The following is a 19790-nucleotide window of genomic DNA, read 5'->3' as shown; positions in this document are numbered from 1 at the left end:
GCCCGGCGCTCGCGGGCGCGTCACTGCCCCGCCCGGCGCGCCGCGACCTGCCCGAGCACCGCGAAATCCTTGTCGCCGTCGCCGTGCGCGATCGCTTCGATCAGGCTGTCGCGCACCACGCTCGCGATGGGCAGCGGCACCGACTGCGCATCGCCCGCCTCGAGCGCGAGCCGCACGTCCTTCAGGCCGAGCCGCGCCTTGAAGAGCGCCGGCTCGTAGCGCGCCTCGGCGATCATCGCGCCGTAGCCCTGATAGACCGGGCCGGGGAACACGCTGTTGGTGATCACGTCGAGATAGTCGTTCATCGCGACGCCGTGCGCGGCGAGCAGCGCCGCCGCCTCGCCCATCGTCTCGATCGCCGACGCAAGCGCGAAGTTCGCCGCGATCTTCACCACGTTCGCGTGTTGCGGTAGCGAGCCGAGCCGCCAGGTCTTCTGCCCGATCGCGTCGAACGCGGGCTGCATCCGGTCGATCGCCTCCGCGGGCCCGGCCGCGATGATCGTGAGCCGCGCGGCGGCGGCAACGTGCGGGCGCCCCATCACGGGCGCCGCGACGTAGTGAATCCCGCGCTCCGCGTGCGCGTGCGCGAGCTGCTCGGCGAGCGCGACCGAGATCGTCGCCATGTTCACGTGAATGAGGCCGCGCGGCGCATGCTCGAGGAGCGCCGCGTCGAACACGCCGCGCGCGGCCGCGTCGTCGGCGAGCATCGAGAACACCGCGTCGCCCGCGAACGCCTCGGCGAGCGTCGCGACGTGCTGCGCGCCCAGCGCGACGAGCGGCGCGACGCGTTCGGCCGAGCGGTTCCACACCCGCACGCAATGCCCCGCCTTCAGCAGATTGCCCGCAATGGCGCTGCCCATCTCGCCCACGCCGATAAAGCCGATGTCCATGTCGCGCTCCTTGTATTCGTCATATCCGTCGAAACCACGAGTAAAGCACAGGCGCGCGACATTTGCCGTCTCGCGTCTCGCGTCTCGCGTCTCGCGTCTCGCGGCACGCGGCACGCGGCACGCGGCACGCGGCACGCGGCGCGATGTGCGGGAAGCGCGCGGCGGTGCGATACTGGCCCGATGGTCACCGTGACTTTCCGCTTCTACGAGGAGCTGAACGATTTCCTCGCGCGGCCGCTGCGCCGCCGCGAATTCGAGCACGCCTGCATGCGCGGCGCGAGCGTCAAGCATGTGATCGAGGCGCTCGGCGTCCCGCACACCGAAGTCGAGCTGATTCTCGTGAACGGCGAATCGTCGCCGTTCAGCCGCATGCTCGAGCACGGCGACCGCGTCGCCGTCTACCCGACCTTCGAGACGATCGACATCCGCCCGCTCCTGCGCGTGCGCGCCGCGCCGCTGCGCATCACGCGCTTCATCGCGGACGCGCATCTCGGCGGGCTCGCGCAATTGCTGCGGCTCGCGGGCTTCGACACGCTGTACGACAACCACTACCCGGACGAACTGATCGAGGCGATCGCCGCGCGCGACGCGCGGATCGTGCTCACGCGCGATCGCGAGCTGCTCAAGCGCCGCACGATCACGCACGGCTGCTACGTGCGCGCGCTCAAGCCGCAGGCGCAATTGCGCGAACTGTTCGACCGGCTCGATCTCGCGGGCAGCGCGCAGCCGTTCCGGCTGTGCCTGTCGTGCAACGCGCCGCTGCGGCGCATCGCGCCCGCCGAAGCCGAAGGCCGCGCGCCGCAAGGCGTGCTTCAGCACCACACGCGCTTCGTCACCTGCGACGTCTGCCGCCGCGTGTTCTGGGAAGGCTCGCACTGGCAACGCATGCGCACGCTGATCGATCACGTGTCGCAGCCGAAACCGCCGCACGCCTGATGCGCGCATGAAGCGCGCACGAAAAACAAACCCCGCGTTCGCGAGAACGCGGGGTTTGTCGTGACACGCCGACGGCGCCGCATGCGCCGCCCCGGGCAAGCGCTTACTGCTGCGCGCCCTTGTCGTTCGTGCCGGCTGCCGACGCGGCGTCCGCCTTCGCCTTGGCCTTCGCCGAGCCGTGCTTCTTCAGCTCGTGCTTCGGCTTGCTCTTGTCGTGCTTGACGGCGGAAGCCGCCGCCGGCGCCGAAGCTGCCGGTGCCGACGCTTGTGCGAACACGGAAGCCGAAGCGAATGCGATAGCGGCGGTTGCCACCGAAGCGATGATCTTCTTCATTGTTTTTCCTTGAATATCCAAACGGAAATATCCGGTTAATCACGATGCGTTGGAGCGCATCCGGCGCCGGTATCAGTCGAGATTCACGACGCACACCTTACGAAACGCAAGGTTTCCGTCAGCGTGAACGCTCGTGCGCCGGTTGTATAACGCAGCGAATGCACACCGCGTTGACACACCGCGCATGTTTTCGCGCCGATGCGAATCCGGCCCGAAGGATCGAATAGATAGCACGATCGTCGAGAAATGCGTGGATCTCGATCAAATGCGGCGCGCCGGGATTTCTCGCGACATGCGAATCTCGCGATTCAATCGGTTCGATCAAGTTCCGGACAAATTCGACTCGATTCGACGAGTGGAGGCATTGCGTTGCATCGCGGCGCATTCGGCAGGCGAGCGAGCCGCATCGCGGACGGCGCGCGCATGGCATTGCGTCGAATGGCGGGCGGCGGGCGAGCGCAGCGCGGTACGTGCGATGCAATGCGGCAGAGCGCCGCGCAATCGACGAACGTCGCGACGCGGCGCGATCGCTCGAAAATAATTCGCGTCGACAGGCAAATGCGCGGCGATCGCGTGACGTGAATCGCTGCGCGCTTTGCGATTCGTTCGGCGCGCGCATCGGACACGCACGCGCGCTCGGACAAACGAATCGGTCGTCACCGAATATCGCGCAGCGCCATCCCGCGCTCGCGCATCGGCGCGCTCGAAATCGGCCCGAACGCGCGCGCCGGCGGGCCGCCGCGCAACGCGGCTGCGTTCGCTCGACGTTCGATTCGCATTCGATGCATGCGGCCACGAGCACGCCGCCGCGAACGCTCGAACCGGCACGAGACATTCGACCGAAAACAATTTTTAACACAATCGATGCGCCTGCCTTGTTAGGCTCGCCACACGATCGGATTTTCCTCAATCTCTTCGGCGCGCCGCCGCTCGCGCGATGTCGCGCATCGGACCGACGCGAAACGCATAGAATCCGGACGCGTTCTTGCCGAATGACTCACCTTGGATCGCCCATGAAATCGACTCAGATTCTCGCCAGTTGCGCGCTCGTCGGCGCCGTGGCGGCGCTCGCCGGTTGCGCCGGCTCGCCCGCGAACGGCCCGCAAGCCGAATCGCCGAGCGGCCGGATCATCTACGTCGCGTCGCCGCGCAGCCCGCGCGACGTCGAGCGCTGCCTGACGAGCCGCGTGCCGCAGGCGCGCGTCGCGCAGCAGAACCCGACCACCGTTCTGATCGGTCCGTACTCGGCCGATGCCGATTGGACCGTCACGCTCTCGCCGACCGCGTCGGCCGGCACGAACATCGGCGTCTATCGCCCGCGCAGCGGCGACGGCGATCCGGAAGAGTCCGAATTGCGCTTCCATATCGCGCGCTGCGCGGTCTGACGCGCGGCGCGCACGCGTCTTTCGCGTCTTTCGCGTCTTTCGCGTCTTTCGCGTCTTTCGCGTCTTTCGCGTCTTTCGCGTCTTTCGCGTCTTTCGCGTCTTGCGCGTCTTGCGCGTCTTGCGCGTCTTGCGCGTCTTGCGCGTAAGCGCATCATGAATCATCGATCGCGCGCCGCCGCAGCCTCGCACCGCGCGATCCACGTCCTCACCGCTTCATCGCTTCGCAGCCGCGCGCCGCCACGTCGCGCAGAACACGAGCAGCAGCAGCACGCCGATCAGCGCGAACGGCGCCTGCGGGCGCCAGTCGTACAGCGCCGTGCCGACGAGCGGCGCGACGATCATGCTGAGCCCCTGCGCGGCCGACATCGTGCCCGCGCACGCGCCCTGTTCGCGCGCGTCGACGGCCGCGCTCGCGAGCGCGGAGACCGCCGGAAACGACGCCCCCATCCCGAACGCCGCAACGAGATACCCCGCGCAGACGACCATCGGCTGCGCAGGCTCGACGAGCAGCACCGACGCGAATCCCGCCGCGCTCGCGAGCGCGCCCCAGCGCAGCCATTGCAGCGGCGCGACGCGCGGCAGCCGTGCGACCGCCGATTGCATCGCGATCAGGCCGAGCCCCGCGCAGCCGAGCGCATAGCCGACGACGACGGCCGCGCGCTGCGCATCGACGCGCAACTGATCGATCACGTAAAACCCGAGCGCGCTGTTCGCGATCGCGATGACGCTGTACAGCGCCATCGCGCTGAGCCACGGCATCCGGATTCGCGCGTCGGTCATCCTGAGCCGCGGCGGCGCACCGCGCACCTCGCGCGGACGTGCGTCGTCGAGGCGGCCCAGCCCCGGCAAGCCCATGAGCGGCAACAGCGCGAACACGGCGAGCATCGCGGCAAGATCGAAACGTCCGATCCAGCCGGCGAGCGGCGGCGCGATCACCATGCCGATCGCGCCCGCCGCGCCGAAGCGCGCCATCGTCGCGGCGCGCCGCTGCGGCGCGGTGCGGTCCGCGATCCACGCGGTCGCCGCGACGGGCAGCCCCGCGAAGCACCCGCCCATCGCCGCGCGTGCGACGAAGAGCGCGGCCAGGTTCAGCGCGAGCGCCGGCACCGCGTGCGCGCCGTCGCGCAACGCCCACCACACGTAGCACGCGAGCAGCAGATAAAACGCGACGAAGCCCGTGATCGCCGCGCGCATCACCGGCACGCGGCCGCGAACGTCGGCGGCGCGCCCCCAGCGGCGCGCGGTCGCGATCCAGACGACACCGACGACGGCGATCGCCGCGCCGATGTGCGACGCCTGCAGATGCAGCATCCGCGCGAGCGGCGCCGCGATCGCGACGAACGCGTAGTTGCCCGCCATCATCGTGAAGTTCGCGACAAGAAGCGGCATCAGCGGCAAGCCGGCGCGATCGGCGGCGGCGGCCGGAGTTTCAGCGGAAGTCGTGGACATGTGGCTCCTGTTGGTTCGATGAATGAATGCGCAACGCGCGCCGAATGCGTCAGCGGCGTGCGACGTGAGCGGCAAGACGCGCGCGCGCGGCGAGGAGCGCCGCTTCCGTCGCGTTCCAGCCGAGGCAGGGATCGGTGATCGAGCAGCCGTAGCGCAGCGCGTCGACGCCGTTGTCGAGCGACTGCCGGCCTTCCTCGAGAAAGCTCTCGAGCATCACGCCGCGAATCGAGCGGTTGCCCGCGCAGATCTGCTCGACGACGTCGTCGAGCACCGCAACCTGCCGCGCATGCCGCTTGTCGCAGTTCGCATGCGAGCAATCGACGACGACGTTCGTCGGCAGCCGGCTCGCGCGCAACGCACGCTCGGCCGCCGCGACGCTCGCGGCGTCGTAGTTCGGCCCGTCGCGGCCGCCGCGCAGCACGAGGTGCGCATACGGATTGCCGTCGGTGTGCAGCACGACGGGATAACCTTCGTCGTGCATGCCGATGAACGCATGCGGCCGCATGCTGCTTTGCATCGCGTGAATCGCGATCTCGACGCCGCCGTCCGTGCCGTTCTTGAATCCGACCGGCATCAGCAGCCCCGACGCCATCTCGCGGTGCACCTGCGATTCGGTCGTGCGCGCGCCGATCGCGGCCCAGCTCACGAGGTCGCCGAGGTAGTGCGGCGTGACGAGATCGAGCGCCTCGATCGCGGCCGCCAGCCCGAGCGCGTTCACCTCGCACAGCAGCCGGCGCGCGGTCGCGAGCCCTTCGTCGATGCGGTGGCTGCCGTCGAGGCGCGGATCGTTGATGAGCCCTTTCCAGCCGACCGTCGTGCGCGGCTTCTCGAAGTACACGCGCATGACGACGCAAAACACGTCGCGCACCGCGTCCGCGAGACGCGCGAGACGCAGCGCGTAATCGAGCGCCGCCTGCGGATCGTGGATCGAGCACGGCCCGACGATCGCGAGCCAGCGCGGATCGCGCTGCTCGAGAATCGCCTGCACTTGCCGCCGGCCCGCGTCGACGGTCGTCTGGATCGTCGGCGAAAGCGGATAGCGGCGGCGCAGCGCGGCGGGCGTCGGCAGCCGCATGCCGACCCGCTGCCGCGCGACGCCCGCGAGCGATCCGGCCACGCCGCCGTTCGGGTACAGGGTGATGTTTTTCATAAGCGGATAGCCAGAGAAGTGAAGGAGCCGTCGCGCGCGTGTTCGCCGCGCGGCGCCTCGCGCATCACGCGCCGAGCGTCGCGCCGCCGTCGACGCACAGGCTGTGCAGCGTCACGTGGCGCGACGCGTTCGACAGCAGGAACAGCACGGCCGACGCGACATCGTCCGGATCGGCGATCCGGCGCAGCGGAATGCCCGTGCGATACGCGGGCAGCGAGCCGTCGATCACCGCGTCGACGCTGCGCTCGTCGGTCCAGAGCTGACGCTGCATCTGCGTATCGGTCGAGCCGGGCGCGACGACGTTGCAGCGAATTCCGTGTTCGGCAAGCTCGAGCCCGAGGCATTTCGTGAACTGATGCGCGGCCGCCTTCGACGCCGCATAGGCCGCCATCCGCATGCGCGGCACGAGCGCCGCGTTCGAGCCGACCGTGACGATGCTGCCCGCGCGGCGCGGGATCATCCGCTGCGCGACCGCGCGCGACAGATGGAACACGCCGTGCGTGTTGACGGCGAAGCTGTGTGCCCAGTCGTCGTCGCCGAGCGTGCGGAAATCGGCAAGACGCAGGATGCCCGCGACGTTCGCGAGCATGCCGATGGGGCCGAGCGTCGCGTCGATGCGATCGACGGCCGCGCGCACCGCGTCGGCATTCGCAACGTCGACGTCGAACGGATGAATGCGTGCGCCGGCCGATTCCGCGTCGGACGCGAGTTGCGCGAGCGCGTCCGCACGGACATCGAGCGCCGCGACGACGATGCCGCGCGCGGCGAGCGCGCGGGCGACCGCCGCGCCGATTCCTTGCGCGGCGCCGCTCACGACGGCGACGCCCCCGGGAAATTCGGTGAAGGTGCTGCTCATCGGATCAAGCTCCTGAAAAATCGTCGAATTTGTGCGCGTTCGCGTGAAGGCGCTCGGCAAGCGCCGCGCCGATCTCGGCCATCGGCGCGGGATCGGACATCCCCTCGTGCGAGCACGCGAGCACGCGGCATGCGAGCGCGCCCGGCCGCAGATGCGCGCTCCACGCGGCGGGAGTCGGCACGTGCGCCGGATTGCGCGCGGCGCGAAACAGCAGCACGTCGCCGTCGTAGCGCGGCGTCTCGCTTGCGCGGAAGAGCCGCATCTGCCGCAACACCTGATCTGCATACGCGTCGAGCCCAGGCGCGCCGAGCGCGGCGAACGCGCTGTTCGCGCGCAGGAGCCGCTGGCGCAGCACGTCGTGCGCGACGCCTTCGGTGTCGAAATCGCCGTTCACCGTGAGCAGGATCTGCAGTGCGTCGCGCAGCGTCGGCATCGGATGCGCGGCCCACGCGGACGCGGGATAGCTGTCCATCAGCGCGAGCAGGCCGACCGCGTGCCCGGTGCCGCGCAGCTTCGCGGCCACGCCGTGCGCGAGCGCGCCGCCCAGCGACCAGCCGAGCAGGTGATACGGCCCGTCGGGTTGCAGCGCGCGCACGCGGGCCGCGTAGCGCTCGATCAGCGCATCGAAGTCCTGCGCGCCGCGCGTCTCGTCGACCGACAATTGCAAGCCGTGCACGGTCACGTCCGGCAGATGGCGCGCGACGCGCAGATAACCCCATGCGAGGCCGTCGGCCGGATGCAAGCAGATCAGCGCCGGCGCGTCGGCCCGCCCTGCCTGGATCGCAAGCGAAGGCGCGAACGCATCATGAGCGGTTTGCGGGCGGTGGTAGGCGAGCGGCGCCGTCAGCGCCTGCGCGAGCGAACGCACGGTCGCGTGGCGGAACAGCATCGACACCGGCACGTCGCGGCGCAGCTCGATCGCGAGCTGCGCGGCCGCCTGGATCGCCTGCAGCGACTTGCCGCCCAGATCGAAGAAGTTCGACGCGCCCGTGAGCGACACGTCGCCGAGCACTTGCCGCCAGACCTGCATCACCTGCCGCTCCAGCTCGCTCGCGCCGGCATCGCCGCCGGCGGCATCCGCGCGGCGCTGCGCCGCACGCGCCAGCAGCGCCTTGCGATCGGTCTTGCCGTTCGGATTGCGCGGCAGCGCGTCGAGCACATGCCACCCATCGGGAATCGCCGGCGCGGGCAGCGATTGCGCGAGCAGCGCGCGCAATGCGTCCACGTCGCGTTCGCCGACGACGAACGCCGTCAGCGTGCAGACGCCCGCGCCGCGCGCGACAGGCACGACAGCCGCCTCGCGCACGTTCGGCATCCGAAGCAACAGGTTTTCGATTTCGAGCGGCTCGATGCGCAAGCCGCTGATCTTCACTTGATGGTCGACGCGGCCTGCGAAGCGCAACTGAGCGTCGCGCCATTGCGCGAGATCGCCCGTTCGATATGCTCGCTCGCCCGTATCCGGCAGCGCGACGAAACGCGCGGCGGTCAGCTCGGAATCGTTCAGATAGCCGAGCGCGAGCGCATCGCCGACGAGCACCAGCTCGCCGACGCGCCCCACCGCGACCGGATACAGCCGCGCGTCGACGATGCGCGCGTCGACGCCCGGACGCGGCAGGCCGATCGGCACGGCCTCGCCCGCGCGCCAGACCGCTCCCGGGCCGCCGACGCGCGCGGCCGTCGCGATGATCGTCGCCTCGGTCGGCCCGTACGTATTCAGCAGGATTTGCCGCGGCAGCAGCTCGCGCCAGCGCGCGATCCGCTCGGGCAGCGCGGCCTCGCCGCCGACGATCGTCAGCCGCACGCCGCCCAGCCGGCGCGCGGATTCGGCGTCGAGCGCGTGCGCGAGCACGTGCCAGTACGCGGTCGGCAAATCGAGCACGGTCACGCCGAGACGCTCGACCGCGGCGGCGAACGTCGCGACCGAATCAAGCATCGCGTCGTCGCGCAACATGAGCGTCGCGCCGCGACAGAGCGTGACGAAGATTTCTTCGAGGCTCGCGTCGAAATGCAGCGGCGCGAACTGCAGCACGCGATCGGCCGGGCCGACGCCGTACAGCGCGCGCGTGCTCGCGACGAACTGCGCGAGCGCGCGGCGGCCGACCAGCACGCCGTTCGGCTTGCCGGTCGAGCCGGACGTATAGAGCAGATAGGCCGGATGCCGCGGATCGGGTTCGACGCCCGATGCAGCGGCCGAATGCGCGATGCGCGCGGCGTCGGCGTCGGCATCCGACGCCGCGGATGCTTCGCATGCGCCGGCTGCATCGGCTGCATCGGCTGCATCGATCTCGTCGAGATCGACCGCCGTCGCCGCACCGGCGTCTTGCCGCCATCGCGCGTGCGTCAGCACGAGATCGGGCGCGGCGTCCGCGAGCACGCTCGCCGTGCGTCGCGCGGGGCCGTCGGGATCGATCGGAACGAACGCACCGCCGATCTGCAACACCGCGAGCATCGACGCGATCGCATCCGGCGAGCGCGGCGCGAGTATCGCGATCCGGCTGCGCGCGTTCGCGCCGTGCCGCACGAGCGCGGCGGCGATCGCATCGACGCGCGCGAGCAGCATCCGGTAATCGATTCGCGCGTCGCCCGCTTCGATCGCAAGCTGGCTCGGCGCGCGCTCGGCCGCTCGCCGCACGAGCGCGAGCACGTCGGCGACGGGCTCGGCGAGCGGCTCGCCGCGACAGATCGACGGCGGCGGCAAATCGTGCAGCAGCGGCATGAGCGGCGCATCGGGCTCGTGCGCGGCGAACGCGAAGAGCCAGGCGGAGAGGCTGTCGGCGAGCGCCGACATGCGCGCATCGTCATACGCGTTCGGATTCGCTTCGAGCGTGACGCGCCATGCGCCGTCGCGCACGACGAGCGTCACGTTCAGATCCTTGACGGGACCGCCGCTGACCGCCTGCGTATCGCTCTTCAATCCGGCGAACGCGATCCGCCGCTCGAACGGCATCAGATTCACCGCCTGGTTGAACAGGAACGTGTTGTGCTCGAGCAGCCCGAGATCGCCGCGAATCCAGCCATAGCGGTAGTACAGGTGCGGCCGGATCGCGCGCAGACGGCGAACGGCGTCGGCCGCGAGCGTGCGCGGCGTCGCATCCGCGCGCACGTGCACGCCGAACGGCACGATGTTCATCGCCATGCACGGCACGTTGAGCGCGGGCGTGCCGAGCCGGTTCATCACCGGCAGGCCGAAGGTCAAATCGCGCTGCCCGCTCTGCTTGCCGAGCCACACGCCGATCGCGGCCAGCATCCACGCGGTCCATTCGGCGCCCGCACGCTCGGCGGCCGCGCAAAGCGCGCGGACCTGCTCCGGCGCAAGCGTCAGCACGCGGCGCAGCGCCGTAGCGCCGACATCCCGCTTCGGCGCGATCTCGGCGGGCGCGGGCACATTGCGCAGATGTTCGATCCAGAATGTCTGGTCGCGCTCGAAGCCGCCTGTCTCTCGATACGCCGCTTCGGCCGCGACGACGCGCTCGACGTTCCAATCGGGCAGCGCGGGCGGCGGCGCTCCCGCAACGCGCGCGTTGTAGCGCGCCGCGACCGCCTGCTCGATCAGGTTGAAGCCGAACCCGTCGATCGCGATGTGATGGATCTGCAGATACCACCAATGGCGCTGCGGCGACAGCCGAAGCAGCGCGGTGCGATACAGCTCGTCCGACGTCACGTCGCAGCACACGGACAGCGACGCCTGCATCCACGCGCGCGCGGCCGCCTCGGGGTCGTCGTGCGCGGCGAAATCGACGACGCGCAGTTGCGCGCGCTCGGGGCGACGGTGCTGCCACAGCGCGTCGTCGGCCCACTCGAAGCGCATGTGCAGCGTATCCGCGCGATCGAGCACGGCTTCGACGCTGGCGGCGAGCGCGTCGACGTCGAGCGCGCCGACGAGCTCGATCGTCTCGGCCGTCAGATAGCCGGGGTCTTCCGGGTCGACCTGCTGCGCGACCCAAATGCCGTATTGCGCGGACGTCGCGCGCATCCGTTGACTCGTTTGCTGCATGGAGCGTTGTGCGGAAAGAGAAAAGGAACGCGGCGCGCGTCAGGCGCGCCGCCAGTCGACGGCCAGTTGCTTGTTGCGCGCCATCAACGCGAGATGCTCGTCCATCACGTACTGGATCTGTTCGAGCTTCTCGATCGAATCGGCCTCGCAGCGGATGCTGAGCACGTCGTCCGTGCGCAGCACGTGGCACTTGCCGTACGGAAAATCGATCGCCGCGCGATGTTCGTCGAACGCGACCGGAATCTTGATCGCGTAGTGCTTGCACATCTTGAACAGCACGCGATCGGCCTGCGGCACCGAGACTTCGGCGGTGCTGACGAGCAGCGCGTCCGACGGCGCGTTCGTATCGGGTTGTCGCATCGTCGTCCTCCTCGTCATGCGGCCACTCGGTCCGCGCGTTGCAGCAGTTGCGACCATGCGGCGAGCGTCGGCGCTTCGGCGAGCTGCACGAACGATACGTCGCGCCCCGCCTGACGCCACGTCTCGACGAGCGTCATGATCCGCACCGAGTCGAGCCCGTGGTCGAGCAGATTGTCGTGCGGCTGCAGATCCGCCGCGGCGATCCGCAGCATCCGCGCAACCTGCGTCGAGACGGCCTCGATCGAATCCGGCTCGGCCTCGGCCCGCCGGTCGTCGGCGATCTCACGCGCGAGCGCGACCTTGCCGCAGCGCCGCGCGACGTAATCGAGCGCCATCCGATGCTCGCGCGCGGAGAAATCGGCGAGCGCATCGGCGACGAAGAACGGTTCGATATCCTTCATGAATGCTTCGCACGCCGTCATCAGGCAGCCGATGTGCGCATAGACGCCGCAGATCACGAGCTGGTCGCGCCGCGCGCCGCGCAGCATCGATTCGAAATCCGAACGTTGAAAGGCGCTATAGCGCCACTTGTCGAGCACGATGTCGCCCGGCGCGGGCGCGAGCGCCGCGCAGATCGACGCGCGCTCGGGCTGCGCGGTGAGCCCCGGCCCCCACATGTCGGTCAGCAGCCCGCGTTCGGCGGCCGCCTGTCGCGGCAGCTGCGCGGTGTAGTACACCGGCATGCCGTTCGCGCGCGCGAAACCGATCAGGCGGCGCACGTTTGCGATCGCATCGGGAATCGGCGCCGCGTCGCGATCGTAGAAGTCGAGAAAGTAGTCCTGCATGTCGTGCACGAGGAGCGCCGCGCGCGCGGCGTCGAAACGCCATGCGGCGCGACTCTCGGGAATGTCCGCCGGCATCGGATAGGAAGGGATTTTCGGAATGGCCATGTCGCTGGTGAAGTTGTTTGGGAACGTCGAGGAATTCGGCGCGCGCAGTCAGCCGACGGCCGCTTCGGCCGCGGCCAGCCGGTTCGCGATGTCGCTGCGCAGCGCTTTCTTGTCGGTCTTGCCGACAGGCGTCTTCGGAAACGCGTCGACGAATTCGATCCGGTCGGGAACCTTGTAGGCGGCGATGCCTTGCTCGCGAAGGAAGCGCAGCAGATCCGCCGCGCGCGGCGCGGGCTCGCCGCCGATCACGTACGCGCAGCTCCTTTCGCCGAGGTACGGATCGGGCATCGCGACGAGCGCCGCGTCGACGACGCCCGGATGCGCGAGCAGCAGATGCTCGACCTCCTCGGCCGCGATCTTCTCGCCGCCTCGGTTGATCTGATCCTTCGCGCGCCCTTCGACGACGAGATGCCCCGCAGCCGTCATCCGCACGCGGTCGCCCGTCCGGTAGAAGCCGTCCGGCGTGAACGCCCGCGCGTTGTGCGCATCGGCGTTGTAGTAGCCGCGAATCGTGTACGGCCCGCGCGTCAGCAGATGGCCTACTTCGCCCCGCGCGACGGGACGATCGTCGTCGTCGACGATGCGGATCTCGTCGTCCGGCGAAATCGGCCGGCCCTGCGTCTGCACGACGACGTCGAGCGGATCGTCGAGACGCGTGTAGTTGACGAGACCTTCAGCCATCCCGAACACCTGTTGCAGCTTCGCGCCGAGTTCCGGCTCGATGCGCCGCGCGAGCGTCACGTCGAATCGCGCGCCGCCGACCTGCACGACGCGCAGGCTCGCGAGCGCCGCGCGTCGCGCCGCCGACGCGGCGAGCCACACGGGAACGAGCGACGGCACGAGCGCGGCGATCGTCGCGCGCTCGCGCTCGATCAGCGCAAACGCGATGTCGGGGCTGCCGCCGTCGCACAACACGACGGTGCCGCCCGCGTACAGCACGCCGAACGTGCCGGGCGAGCTCAGCACGTAGTTGTGCGCGACGGGAAGCGCGCAGAGATAGACGCCGGTTTCGTCGAGCCCGCAAATGCGCGCGCTCTCGCGGATGCTGTACAGGTAATCGTCGTGCGTGCGCGGAATCAGCTTCGGCGTGCCGGTGCTGCCGCCCGATAGCTGTAAAAACGCGACATCGTGCGCGGCGGGGCCTTCGGGCAGCGCGATCGTTTCGTCGTCGCGCAGATCCGCGAGCGCGACGTGCTCGCCCGCGTCGCCGACGATCAATACGTGCTCGAGCGTCGGCGCTTCCGCCCGCACGGTTTTCGCGAGCGCGCAGTAGTCGAACCCGCCGCGCCGATCCGCCGCGACATACGCGACCGCTTCCGCGTGCCGGCAGAAGTGTCCGATCTCCTGCTTGCGATGCGCGGGCAACGCGAAGACGGGCAGCGCGCCGATCCTGAACAGCGCGAAGACGACCGCGAAGAATTCGACGCAATTCGGCAGTTGCACGACGACGCGGTCGCGCGGACGAATGCCGAGCGCGACGAGCCCGCGCGCGACGCGCGTCGCTTCGCTGGCGAGCCGGCCGTACGACCAGCGCGTCTCGCCTTCGACGAGCGCGATGCGCTCGCCGTGCCGTTGCGCAAGCGCGTCGAGCAGTTGTCCGAACGATTGCCCCTGCCAATAGCCCTTGCGCCGGTATTCGGCCGCGACGTCGTCGGGCCACGGCGTCCAATGCGCGAGCGTCATGCGGCGGCCCTCGCGATCGCGTCGGTCGCCGCCGAGCGATCGACGCCCATCGCATCGAGCATCGTCCGGAACTTCGCGGCCGTTTCAGCGAGTTCCGCTTCGGGCACCGAATCGCCGACGATGCCCGCGCCCGCGAAAAGCCGCAGCGTCGCGCCGTGCGCTTGCGCACAGCGGATCGTGACGATCCACTCGCCGTCGCCGCGCGCATCGACCCAGCCGAGCGTGCCCGCATAGAAGCCGCGATCGAACGGCTCGGCGCGCAGGATCGCCTCGCGCGCTTCGCTGCGCGGATAGCCGCAGACGGCGGGCGTCGGATGCAGCGCGAGGGCGAGCGTCAGCGCGTCGGCGCTCGTCTCGCCGGCGACTTCGGTCGACAGATGCCACATCGTCTGCGTATGGACGAGCGACGGCCGCGCGGGCACGGCGAGTTTCTTGCAGAACGGCGCGAGGCTTTCCTTCACCGCATCGACGACGACGCGATGTTCGTCGAGATCCTTCGCCGATTCGAGCAGTGCGTCCGCTCGCCTGCGGTCTTCGACGGGATCGCCGCTGCGCGGCGCGGACCCGGCGAGCGGATTCGCACGCAGCACGCCCTGAAAGCGGCTGACGAGCAGCTCGGGGCTCGCGCCGAGCAGCGTGCGCCCATCGCCGACGTCGACCGAGAACGTATAGCCATGCGGATTGCGCGCGGCGAGCCGTTCGAACAGCGCGCGCACGTCGACCGGTCGCGCGCCCGTCAGCTCGAGCGTACGCGCGAGCACGACCTTGTCGAGATGCCCGGCGCGGATGCTCGCGACTGCTTGCGCGACGGCCGCCGCATATTCGGCGCCCGGCGGCACCGCGCGCGCGTCGTAGTCGTAGGCGTCGTGGCCGCCACGATGCGCGGCGAGCGGCGGCGCTACGTCGGCGAGCGGGCCGCCGCGCCGCATCGCGCGCACGACGCTGAGCGCGGCGGGCCGCTCGACATCGAACGGCACCGCACCGACAACCGCCGCATCGCCGTGCCCTTGCTCGCGGGCGCGCGCGAGCGCACGCTGCACGCGCGCGCCGAGCGGCTCGTCGCCATGCGGCACGCGTTCGACGACGTCTCGCGCGAGCAGCGTATGGCTTGGCGTCGCGAAGAGAAACGGCGCGTCGGGCTCGTACGCGTCGAGCACATTTTGGATAACTGATAAAAATTCCGGCTTGGGAATCGCGTTCACGTTGTGACCTCCGAATTCGAATCGTCTGGATCGACGCGCCGCGTCGCGCGGCGCGTGCGCGTTACATCTCCGCGGTCAGGCTCACCGCGACGCGGCGGCCCTGGTCGACGAGCCAGTTGCCGCTCAGGCCGGTCGCCCGCGTGCGGTCGTCGATCGGCACCATCCGATTCGTCAGGTTCAGTACCGCGAAATTGACCGAGAAATGCTTGTCGATCCGGTAGCGGCCGCCGATGTCGAAGGTCGTCGTCGACGGCCGTTCGCGCACGCCTTGCGCGCCGTTGCGGAACGCAGCCCAGTATTCGGTGCCGGTGTAGTTGACGTTCGCGTAGAGATCGAGACGCGGCGTCGGCGTCCAGTCGACCTGCACGTTGAATTTGTGCTTCGGCGTCTTGTCGAGCGGGAAGCCGTCGAGCGAACTGCCGTCGAACGCTTTCTCGCCGCTGCCCTCGCGGCGAGATTGCGTGAACGTGTACGCGCCCGAAATCTTCACTTGCTTGGCCACGCGCGCGCCCGCGCCGATTTCGAGCCCGTACAGCTTCACGCGGTCGACGTTGTCGTACACGTAGATGTTGCGGCCGGGCGAACGCGGGTCGGCCACGCCGGAGTCGTAGCTCGCGACCTTGTTCTTGAACAGGTTGTTGAACAACGTGAGGCTCACATGGCTCTCGCCGCGGTCATAGCGAATGCCGAGCTCTTCGCTGAGGCTCGTCTCGGGCTTGAGGCTCGGATTGCCGCAGAGCGTGCCGGGCACCGCGCCCGCCGCCCCGCCCGACGTCATGCAGTAGCCCGCCGTGCTCTGACGCAGCGACGGCGGCTTGAAGCCGGCGGACACGCCGCCTCGCAGCGTGAGCGTCGGGCTCAGCTTATAGACGCCGTACGCGCGCGGGCTCACGTGGCTGCCGTAGCGCTCGTCGTGATCGAGCCGCACGCCCGTCGTCAGCGTGAAACGGCTGTTGAAGAAGTAATCGTTCTCGGCGAAGAGCGCCCACGAATTGCGCTGGATGCTGTCCGAGTTGACGGCGTAGCCCTTGGGCACCGCATCCTGCCGCCCCGCGCCGGACAGCCGCGACCAGATGTGCTGCGCGCCCGCCGTCAGGATGTTGCGCTCACCCCACCACGGCACCTCGACCTTGCCTTCGAGCACGGTGTCGGTGATCGCGGGTTTCACGGGCGACGGCGCGACGGCCGTCCACTGTTCCTGCGTGCCGCGCTCGCCATACAGCGACAGCGTCGAGTTGCCGAAGCCCCAGCGGCCGTTGTGCGTAATGCCCCAGTAGTCGCGCACGTGCCGCGTCTCGACGATCGTCGTCCCGGCCGTGCCCGGCTTCGCAGGCGCGAGGCTCTTGCCCGGCGTGCTCAGGTAGCTGAACTGATCGTGGCCCGCGTTCAGCGTGATGTCCTGGTTGCTCGCGGGCTTCGCGGTCAGCTTCACGTCGAAGCTCGCGGCGCGCTGCCCGTTCGCGCCGCTCGTTGCGCTTTTCGGATAGTAGATGTCGTCCTCGCTCCGATGCAGCCCTCGCCCCGACACCTGCAAGCCGAGCACGTCGCTCTTCAGCGGGCCGCCGATCCAGAAATCGACGCTTTGCGTGTCGCCCTGATTCGACTCGAGCTGGAACACGCCGCTCGCGGTGACGGTGCCGCCCCAGCGCTTCGGCACCTTGCGCGTGATCACGTTGATCACGCCGCCCATCGCGTCGGCGCCGTACAGCGACGACATCGGCCCGCGCACGACCTCGATCCGCTCGATCGCGGAAAGCGGCGGCAGCAGATTGCTCTGCACGCCGCCCGTACCCCGGTTCATCGTCTCGCGCGTGTTCTGGCGGCGGCCGTCGACGAGGATCAGCGTGTATTCGCCGGGCATGCCGCGAATCGAGATGTCCTGATCGTTCGGCGACGCGCCGACGACGCTCACGCCCTCCACTTTGCCGACGATGTCGGCGAACGACGTGTACGGCTTCGCCTCGATGTCTTCGCGGGTGATGACGGAGATGCTGGCGGGCGCCTCTTTGATCGCCTGCTCGCGCTGGCTGGCGGTGACGACGATCGCCTTCAGCGCGGCCGCATCCTCGGCGGGCGCGGGCTCGGCGGCCGGCTGCGCCCATCCGGCGGACGTCCCCATCAAATACAAGGCGGCGGCGACCGCCGGCTTCAACGCAAGGCCTGGAACATGACTCGACATAACGGCTTTCTTGATCGACAAATGGAATTGATTCTCATTTCCATTATCAATGACGAAAGGCGTTGATAGATTTGTGAAAGGTACGAAGTTGTTTGCGTGACGCGAGTGCATGCGTCACCGCACTTCGTACCTCGCACGCCGCACTCCGCGTGCCGGCCGCGGGGCGCGGCGCGACGCTCAGTGCTGACCGCTGCGGCGCGCGAGCTTCGGCGTCAAGCCGAAGCGGCGCTTGTATGCGGTCGCGAAGTTCGCCGCGCTCGTGTAACCGGCGAGCGCGGCCGCCTGCTTGACGCTGATCGCGTCGCGCTCGAGCGCGAGCCGCGCACGCTGCAAGCAGCTTTCGCGCAGGAAATCGAAGATCGTGGTGCCGTAGACGCTGCGGAACTGGCGCTGCATCGCGTTCGCGTTCATGCCCATCTGGCGGGCGATGTCGTCGAGCGAAAGCTGTTGCGCCGCCTCGCTGCCGAGGAACGCGCGCAATTCGGCCATCCGGCGATAGCCGCGCGAACCGAGATTCGCGGCCTCCTGCGCCGCGCCCGCCGCCATCGCAGGCTGCTCGGTCTGCAGCGGCGCGAGCGCCTCGGCGAGCAGGTCGAGCACGCGGCTTTCGAGATAGATCGCCTGCAGCATCGGCTGATACGCGGGCGGCCGCACGATCTGCTCGGCGAGCGCGATCGCGCGCGGCGTCGGCTGCCAGAAGCGCACCGACAGATGCGCGGACAGCAGCGAATCGAGCCGCTCGGGCATCGCCGCGCGACTCGCCGCCTGCAGATGACGCAGCCATTCGCCCGAGATGCCGAGGCTCAAGCGGCGTGCGTAGCCGCCCTTGCTGACGCGCCGGCTGAACGTGTCCGGCTCGACCGCATTGACGAGGAACGCCTGCATCTCGCCGGCCGGCTTGCGGCCGCCGCTCGGCGGCGCCGGGCGCACGTGCGGCCGGGCAGCGGTCGTCAGCACGATGCGGCGATCGCCGTACGACACGTCGAGCTCGCCTTCGAGCAGCAGCACGAGATGCAGCCCCGCCGTGCATTGGCCGGACATGACCGCGTCGAATTCGTCGATTGCGTCGTCCGCATGAACGCGCAGGCCCGGCCGCACTTCGCGGACCTTGGCGATGTGCGCCGCATGGTCCCGGCGACCGGAAGGAAACAGGTTTTCTACGCGCGCATCCAATTTCTTCAGCCCCGCCCGCACTTCGCGCGCCCTCGACGCCGCGGCCCGGCGACGCACGTCGCCGCTCACGCAAACCAATCCGTTGCTCGGCCAAACATCGGGCGCGGCTACGGGGGCGCAATCTCGGTTAGAATCAAATGAGAATAATTATCATTTATATCGTATCGGGAATAGCGTGAGAAACACAAGCAGATTTTGGTCACTGCTTTGCGCATGGTTGACCGTTTCGTTGATTCATTCCGCGCACGCGCAGCAGACCGTCACCGATCTTGCGGGCCGCACCGTCCGCCTGCCGGCGAACGTCGAGCGCGTGCTGCTCGGCGAAGGACGCCTGCTGCCCGCGGTCGCGATCGCCGAGCAAGGCGATCCGAGCCGCCGGCTCGTCGGCATGATGGGCGACTTCGAGCAGCTCGATCCGGCGAGCTACGCGCAGTGGCGCGGCAAATTTCCGCATCTGGACAACGTGCCGCGCATCGGCCGGTCGCAGGCAGGCAGCTTCAGCGACGAGCGCGCGCTCGCGCTGCGCCCGCAAGTCGCGATCTTCGGACTGGGCGGCGGCCACGGCCCCGGCGAGCGCGATCGCGAAACGCTCGCGCGGCTCGAAGCGGCCGGCGTCGCGATCGTGTTCGTCGATTTCCGTCACGATCCGCTCGGCAACACGCCGCGCAGCATCGCGGTGCTCGGCCGGGTGTTCGGCTCGCCCGAGCGCGCGGCCGCGTTCAACGCCGAGTGGCAGCGGCAGCTCGACGTCGTCCGGCAGCGGCTGAAGGCCGCGCGGCCCGCCGCGCCGACCGTGTTTCTCGAAAGCCGCGTCGGGCTCGCGACCGACTGCTGCGACACGATGACAGGCATGATGGGCCGCCTGCTCGACGCGGCGGGCGGCGCCAACGTCGCGAAGGGCATCGTCCCCGGCGAGCATGGGATGCTCAATCCCGAATACCTGCTGAGCCGCCAGCCGTCCGTCTACATCGGCACGGCGATCGGCTCGGCGCAAACGCTGCAAAGCACGCCGCAACGGATCGCGCTCGGCGCGGGCGTGCCGGCCGACGTTGCGCGGCGCTCGCTCGAGCGAGCGCTGCGGCGCCCCCAGCTCGCGCCGCTGCGTGCGGTCCGGCAAGGCCGCGCGCACGCGATCTGGCATCACTTCTACAACTCGCCGTTCAACGTCGTCGCGGTGCAGGCGATGGCCAAATGGCTGCATCCCGAACTGTTCGCCGATCTCGATCCGCGGCGCACGCTCGAGCAACTGTATGCGCGCTTTCAGCCGGTCGCGTTGAACGGCGAGTACTGGATCAGCGAGGCGCGCTGA

16 protein-coding genes are annotated in these 19790 nt (G+C 69.3%); 4 read left to right on the top strand and 12 right to left on the bottom strand.

Annotated features, from left to right (window positions below; genetic code table 11):
* Positions 1 to 20 precede the first annotated feature (20 nt).
* Positions 21 to 1181, bottom strand: coding sequence for an NAD(P)-dependent oxidoreductase (locus tag X946_RS10315; RefSeq protein ID WP_268811005.1), 1161 nt, complete (start codon positions 1179 to 1181; stop codon positions 21 to 23).
* Between X946_RS10315 and X946_RS10310 the strand changes: the two genes are divergently transcribed.
* Complete coding sequence (locus X946_RS10310; RefSeq protein ID WP_038746700.1) at positions 1071 to 1826, top strand: Mut7-C RNAse domain-containing protein; 756 nt, start codon at positions 1071 to 1073, stop codon at positions 1824 to 1826. The two genes, X946_RS10315 and X946_RS10310, sit on opposite strands and share 111 nt — an antisense overlap.
* Before the next feature lie 103 nt (positions 1827 to 1929).
* Here the strand turns inward: X946_RS10310 and X946_RS35070 are convergent, their stop codons facing one another.
* Positions 1930 to 2160: a hypothetical protein gene (locus X946_RS35070; RefSeq protein ID WP_038746698.1), complete on the bottom strand. Its 231-nt coding sequence runs from the start codon at positions 2158 to 2160 to the stop codon at positions 1930 to 1932.
* A gap of 250 nt (positions 2161 to 2410) precedes the next feature.
* Between X946_RS35070 and X946_RS33585 the strand changes: the two genes are divergently transcribed.
* Together X946_RS33585 and X946_RS10295 are read left to right on the top strand one after the other, a co-directional pair.
* Entirely contained in the window at positions 2411 to 2701 is a 291-nt protein-coding gene (locus tag X946_RS33585; protein ID WP_152611675.1) for a hypothetical protein, read from the top strand.
* Positions 2702 to 3173: 472 nt separating this feature from the next.
* The gene (locus X946_RS10295) at positions 3174 to 3545 is read left to right on the top strand and encodes a hypothetical protein (protein ID WP_038746692.1); all 372 of its coding nucleotides are present in this window, start codon (positions 3174 to 3176) and stop codon (positions 3543 to 3545) included.
* A 213-nt stretch (positions 3546 to 3758) separates the two neighbouring features.
* On the opposite strand, the gene X946_RS10290 is transcribed toward X946_RS10295, so the two are convergent.
* The 10 genes from X946_RS10290 to X946_RS10245 all read right to left on the bottom strand — a co-directional run bounded on the left by X946_RS10290 (position 3759) and on the right by X946_RS10245 (position 18349).
* Complete coding sequence (locus X946_RS10290; RefSeq protein ID WP_052145051.1) at positions 3759 to 4994, bottom strand: MFS transporter; 1236 nt, start codon at positions 4992 to 4994, stop codon at positions 3759 to 3761.
* 49 nt (positions 4995 to 5043) lie between these two features.
* Positions 5044 to 6144, bottom strand: a complete 1101-nt coding sequence (locus X946_RS10285) for a 3-deoxy-7-phosphoheptulonate synthase (protein WP_038746689.1) — start codon at positions 6142 to 6144, stop codon at positions 5044 to 5046.
* A 64-nt stretch (positions 6145 to 6208) separates the two neighbouring features.
* The gene (locus X946_RS10280) at positions 6209 to 7000 is read right to left on the bottom strand and encodes a 2,3-dihydro-2,3-dihydroxybenzoate dehydrogenase (protein ID WP_038746687.1); all 792 of its coding nucleotides are present in this window, start codon (positions 6998 to 7000) and stop codon (positions 6209 to 6211) included.
* Between the two features lie 4 nt (positions 7001 to 7004).
* Entirely contained in the window at positions 7005 to 10973 is a 3969-nt protein-coding gene (locus X946_RS10275) for a non-ribosomal peptide synthetase (protein ID WP_235364012.1), read from the bottom strand.
* Positions 10974 to 11033: 60 nt separating this feature from the next.
* The gene (locus tag X946_RS10270; RefSeq protein WP_052145050.1) at positions 11034 to 11354 is read right to left on the bottom strand and encodes a DUF2218 domain-containing protein; all 321 of its coding nucleotides are present in this window, start codon (positions 11352 to 11354) and stop codon (positions 11034 to 11036) included.
* 14 nt (positions 11355 to 11368) lie between these two features.
* Positions 11369 to 12244 (bottom strand): isochorismatase family protein, encoded by an 876-nt coding sequence (locus X946_RS10265; protein ID WP_038746681.1) that lies wholly within the window; start codon positions 12242 to 12244, stop codon positions 11369 to 11371.
* Between the two features lie 48 nt (positions 12245 to 12292).
* Positions 12293 to 13927 (bottom strand): (2,3-dihydroxybenzoyl)adenylate synthase, encoded by a 1635-nt coding sequence (locus tag X946_RS10260; RefSeq protein ID WP_038746678.1) that lies wholly within the window; start codon positions 13925 to 13927, stop codon positions 12293 to 12295.
* Complete coding sequence (locus tag X946_RS10255) at positions 13924 to 15129, bottom strand: isochorismate synthase (protein WP_052145049.1); 1206 nt, start codon at positions 15127 to 15129, stop codon at positions 13924 to 13926. The genes X946_RS10260 and X946_RS10255 overlap by 4 nt, the downstream gene beginning before the upstream one ends.
* A gap of 61 nt (positions 15130 to 15190) precedes the next feature.
* Positions 15191 to 17308, bottom strand: a complete 2118-nt coding sequence (locus X946_RS10250) for a TonB-dependent receptor domain-containing protein (protein WP_038746675.1) — start codon at positions 17306 to 17308, stop codon at positions 15191 to 15193.
* Positions 17309 to 17485: 177 nt separating this feature from the next.
* Positions 17486 to 18349, bottom strand: a complete 864-nt coding sequence (locus X946_RS10245) for a helix-turn-helix transcriptional regulator (RefSeq protein WP_226383092.1) — start codon at positions 18347 to 18349, stop codon at positions 17486 to 17488.
* A gap of 361 nt (positions 18350 to 18710) precedes the next feature.
* On the opposite strand from X946_RS10245, the gene X946_RS10240 reads away from it, so the two are divergent.
* Complete coding sequence (locus X946_RS10240) at positions 18711 to 19790, top strand: ABC transporter substrate-binding protein (protein ID WP_235364011.1); 1080 nt, start codon at positions 18711 to 18713, stop codon at positions 19788 to 19790.

The organism is Burkholderia sp. ABCPW 111 (genome assembly GCF_000773065.1).
Taxonomy (GTDB): Bacteria; Pseudomonadota; Gammaproteobacteria; order Burkholderiales; family Burkholderiaceae; genus Burkholderia; species Burkholderia savannae.
The sequence above is the reverse complement of the archived record's forward strand: the minus strand, read 5'-3'. Positions and strand labels throughout refer to the sequence as shown.

Coding starts and splice junctions, on each gene's coding strand:
- X946_RS10310 (WP_038746700.1), top strand. CDS start 1,071: ATGGTCACCGTGACTTTCCGCTTCTACGAGGAGCTGAACGATTTCCTC.
- X946_RS10315 (WP_268811005.1), bottom strand. CDS start 1,181: ATGCTTGACGCTCGCGCCGCGCATGCAGGCGTGCTCGAATTCGCGGCG.
- X946_RS35070 (WP_038746698.1), bottom strand. CDS start 2,160: ATGAAGAAGATCATCGCTTCGGTGGCAACCGCCGCTATCGCATTCGCT.
- X946_RS10295 (WP_038746692.1), top strand. CDS start 3,174: ATGAAATCGACTCAGATTCTCGCCAGTTGCGCGCTCGTCGGCGCCGTG.
- X946_RS10290 (WP_052145051.1), bottom strand. CDS start 4,994: ATGTCCACGACTTCCGCTGAAACTCCGGCCGCCGCCGCCGATCGCGCC.
- X946_RS10285 (WP_038746689.1), bottom strand. CDS start 6,144: ATGAAAAACATCACCCTGTACCCGAACGGCGGCGTGGCCGGATCGCTC.
- X946_RS10280 (WP_038746687.1), bottom strand. CDS start 7,000: ATGAGCAGCACCTTCACCGAATTTCCCGGGGGCGTCGCCGTCGTGAGC.
- X946_RS10275 (WP_235364012.1), bottom strand. CDS start 10,973: ATGCGCGCGACGTCCGCGCAATACGGCATTTGGGTCGCGCAGCAGGTC.
- X946_RS10270 (WP_052145050.1), bottom strand. CDS start 11,354: ATGCGACAACCCGATACGAACGCGCCGTCGGACGCGCTGCTCGTCAGC.
- X946_RS10265 (WP_038746681.1), bottom strand. CDS start 12,244: ATGGCCATTCCGAAAATCCCTTCCTATCCGATGCCGGCGGACATTCCC.
- X946_RS10260 (WP_038746678.1), bottom strand. CDS start 13,927: ATGACGCTCGCGCATTGGACGCCGTGGCCCGACGACGTCGCGGCCGAA.
- X946_RS10250 (WP_038746675.1), bottom strand. CDS start 17,308: ATGTCGAGTCATGTTCCAGGCCTTGCGTTGAAGCCGGCGGTCGCCGCC.
- X946_RS10245 (WP_226383092.1), bottom strand. CDS start 18,349: ATGTCCGGCCAATGCACGGCGGGGCTGCATCTCGTGCTGCTGCTCGAA.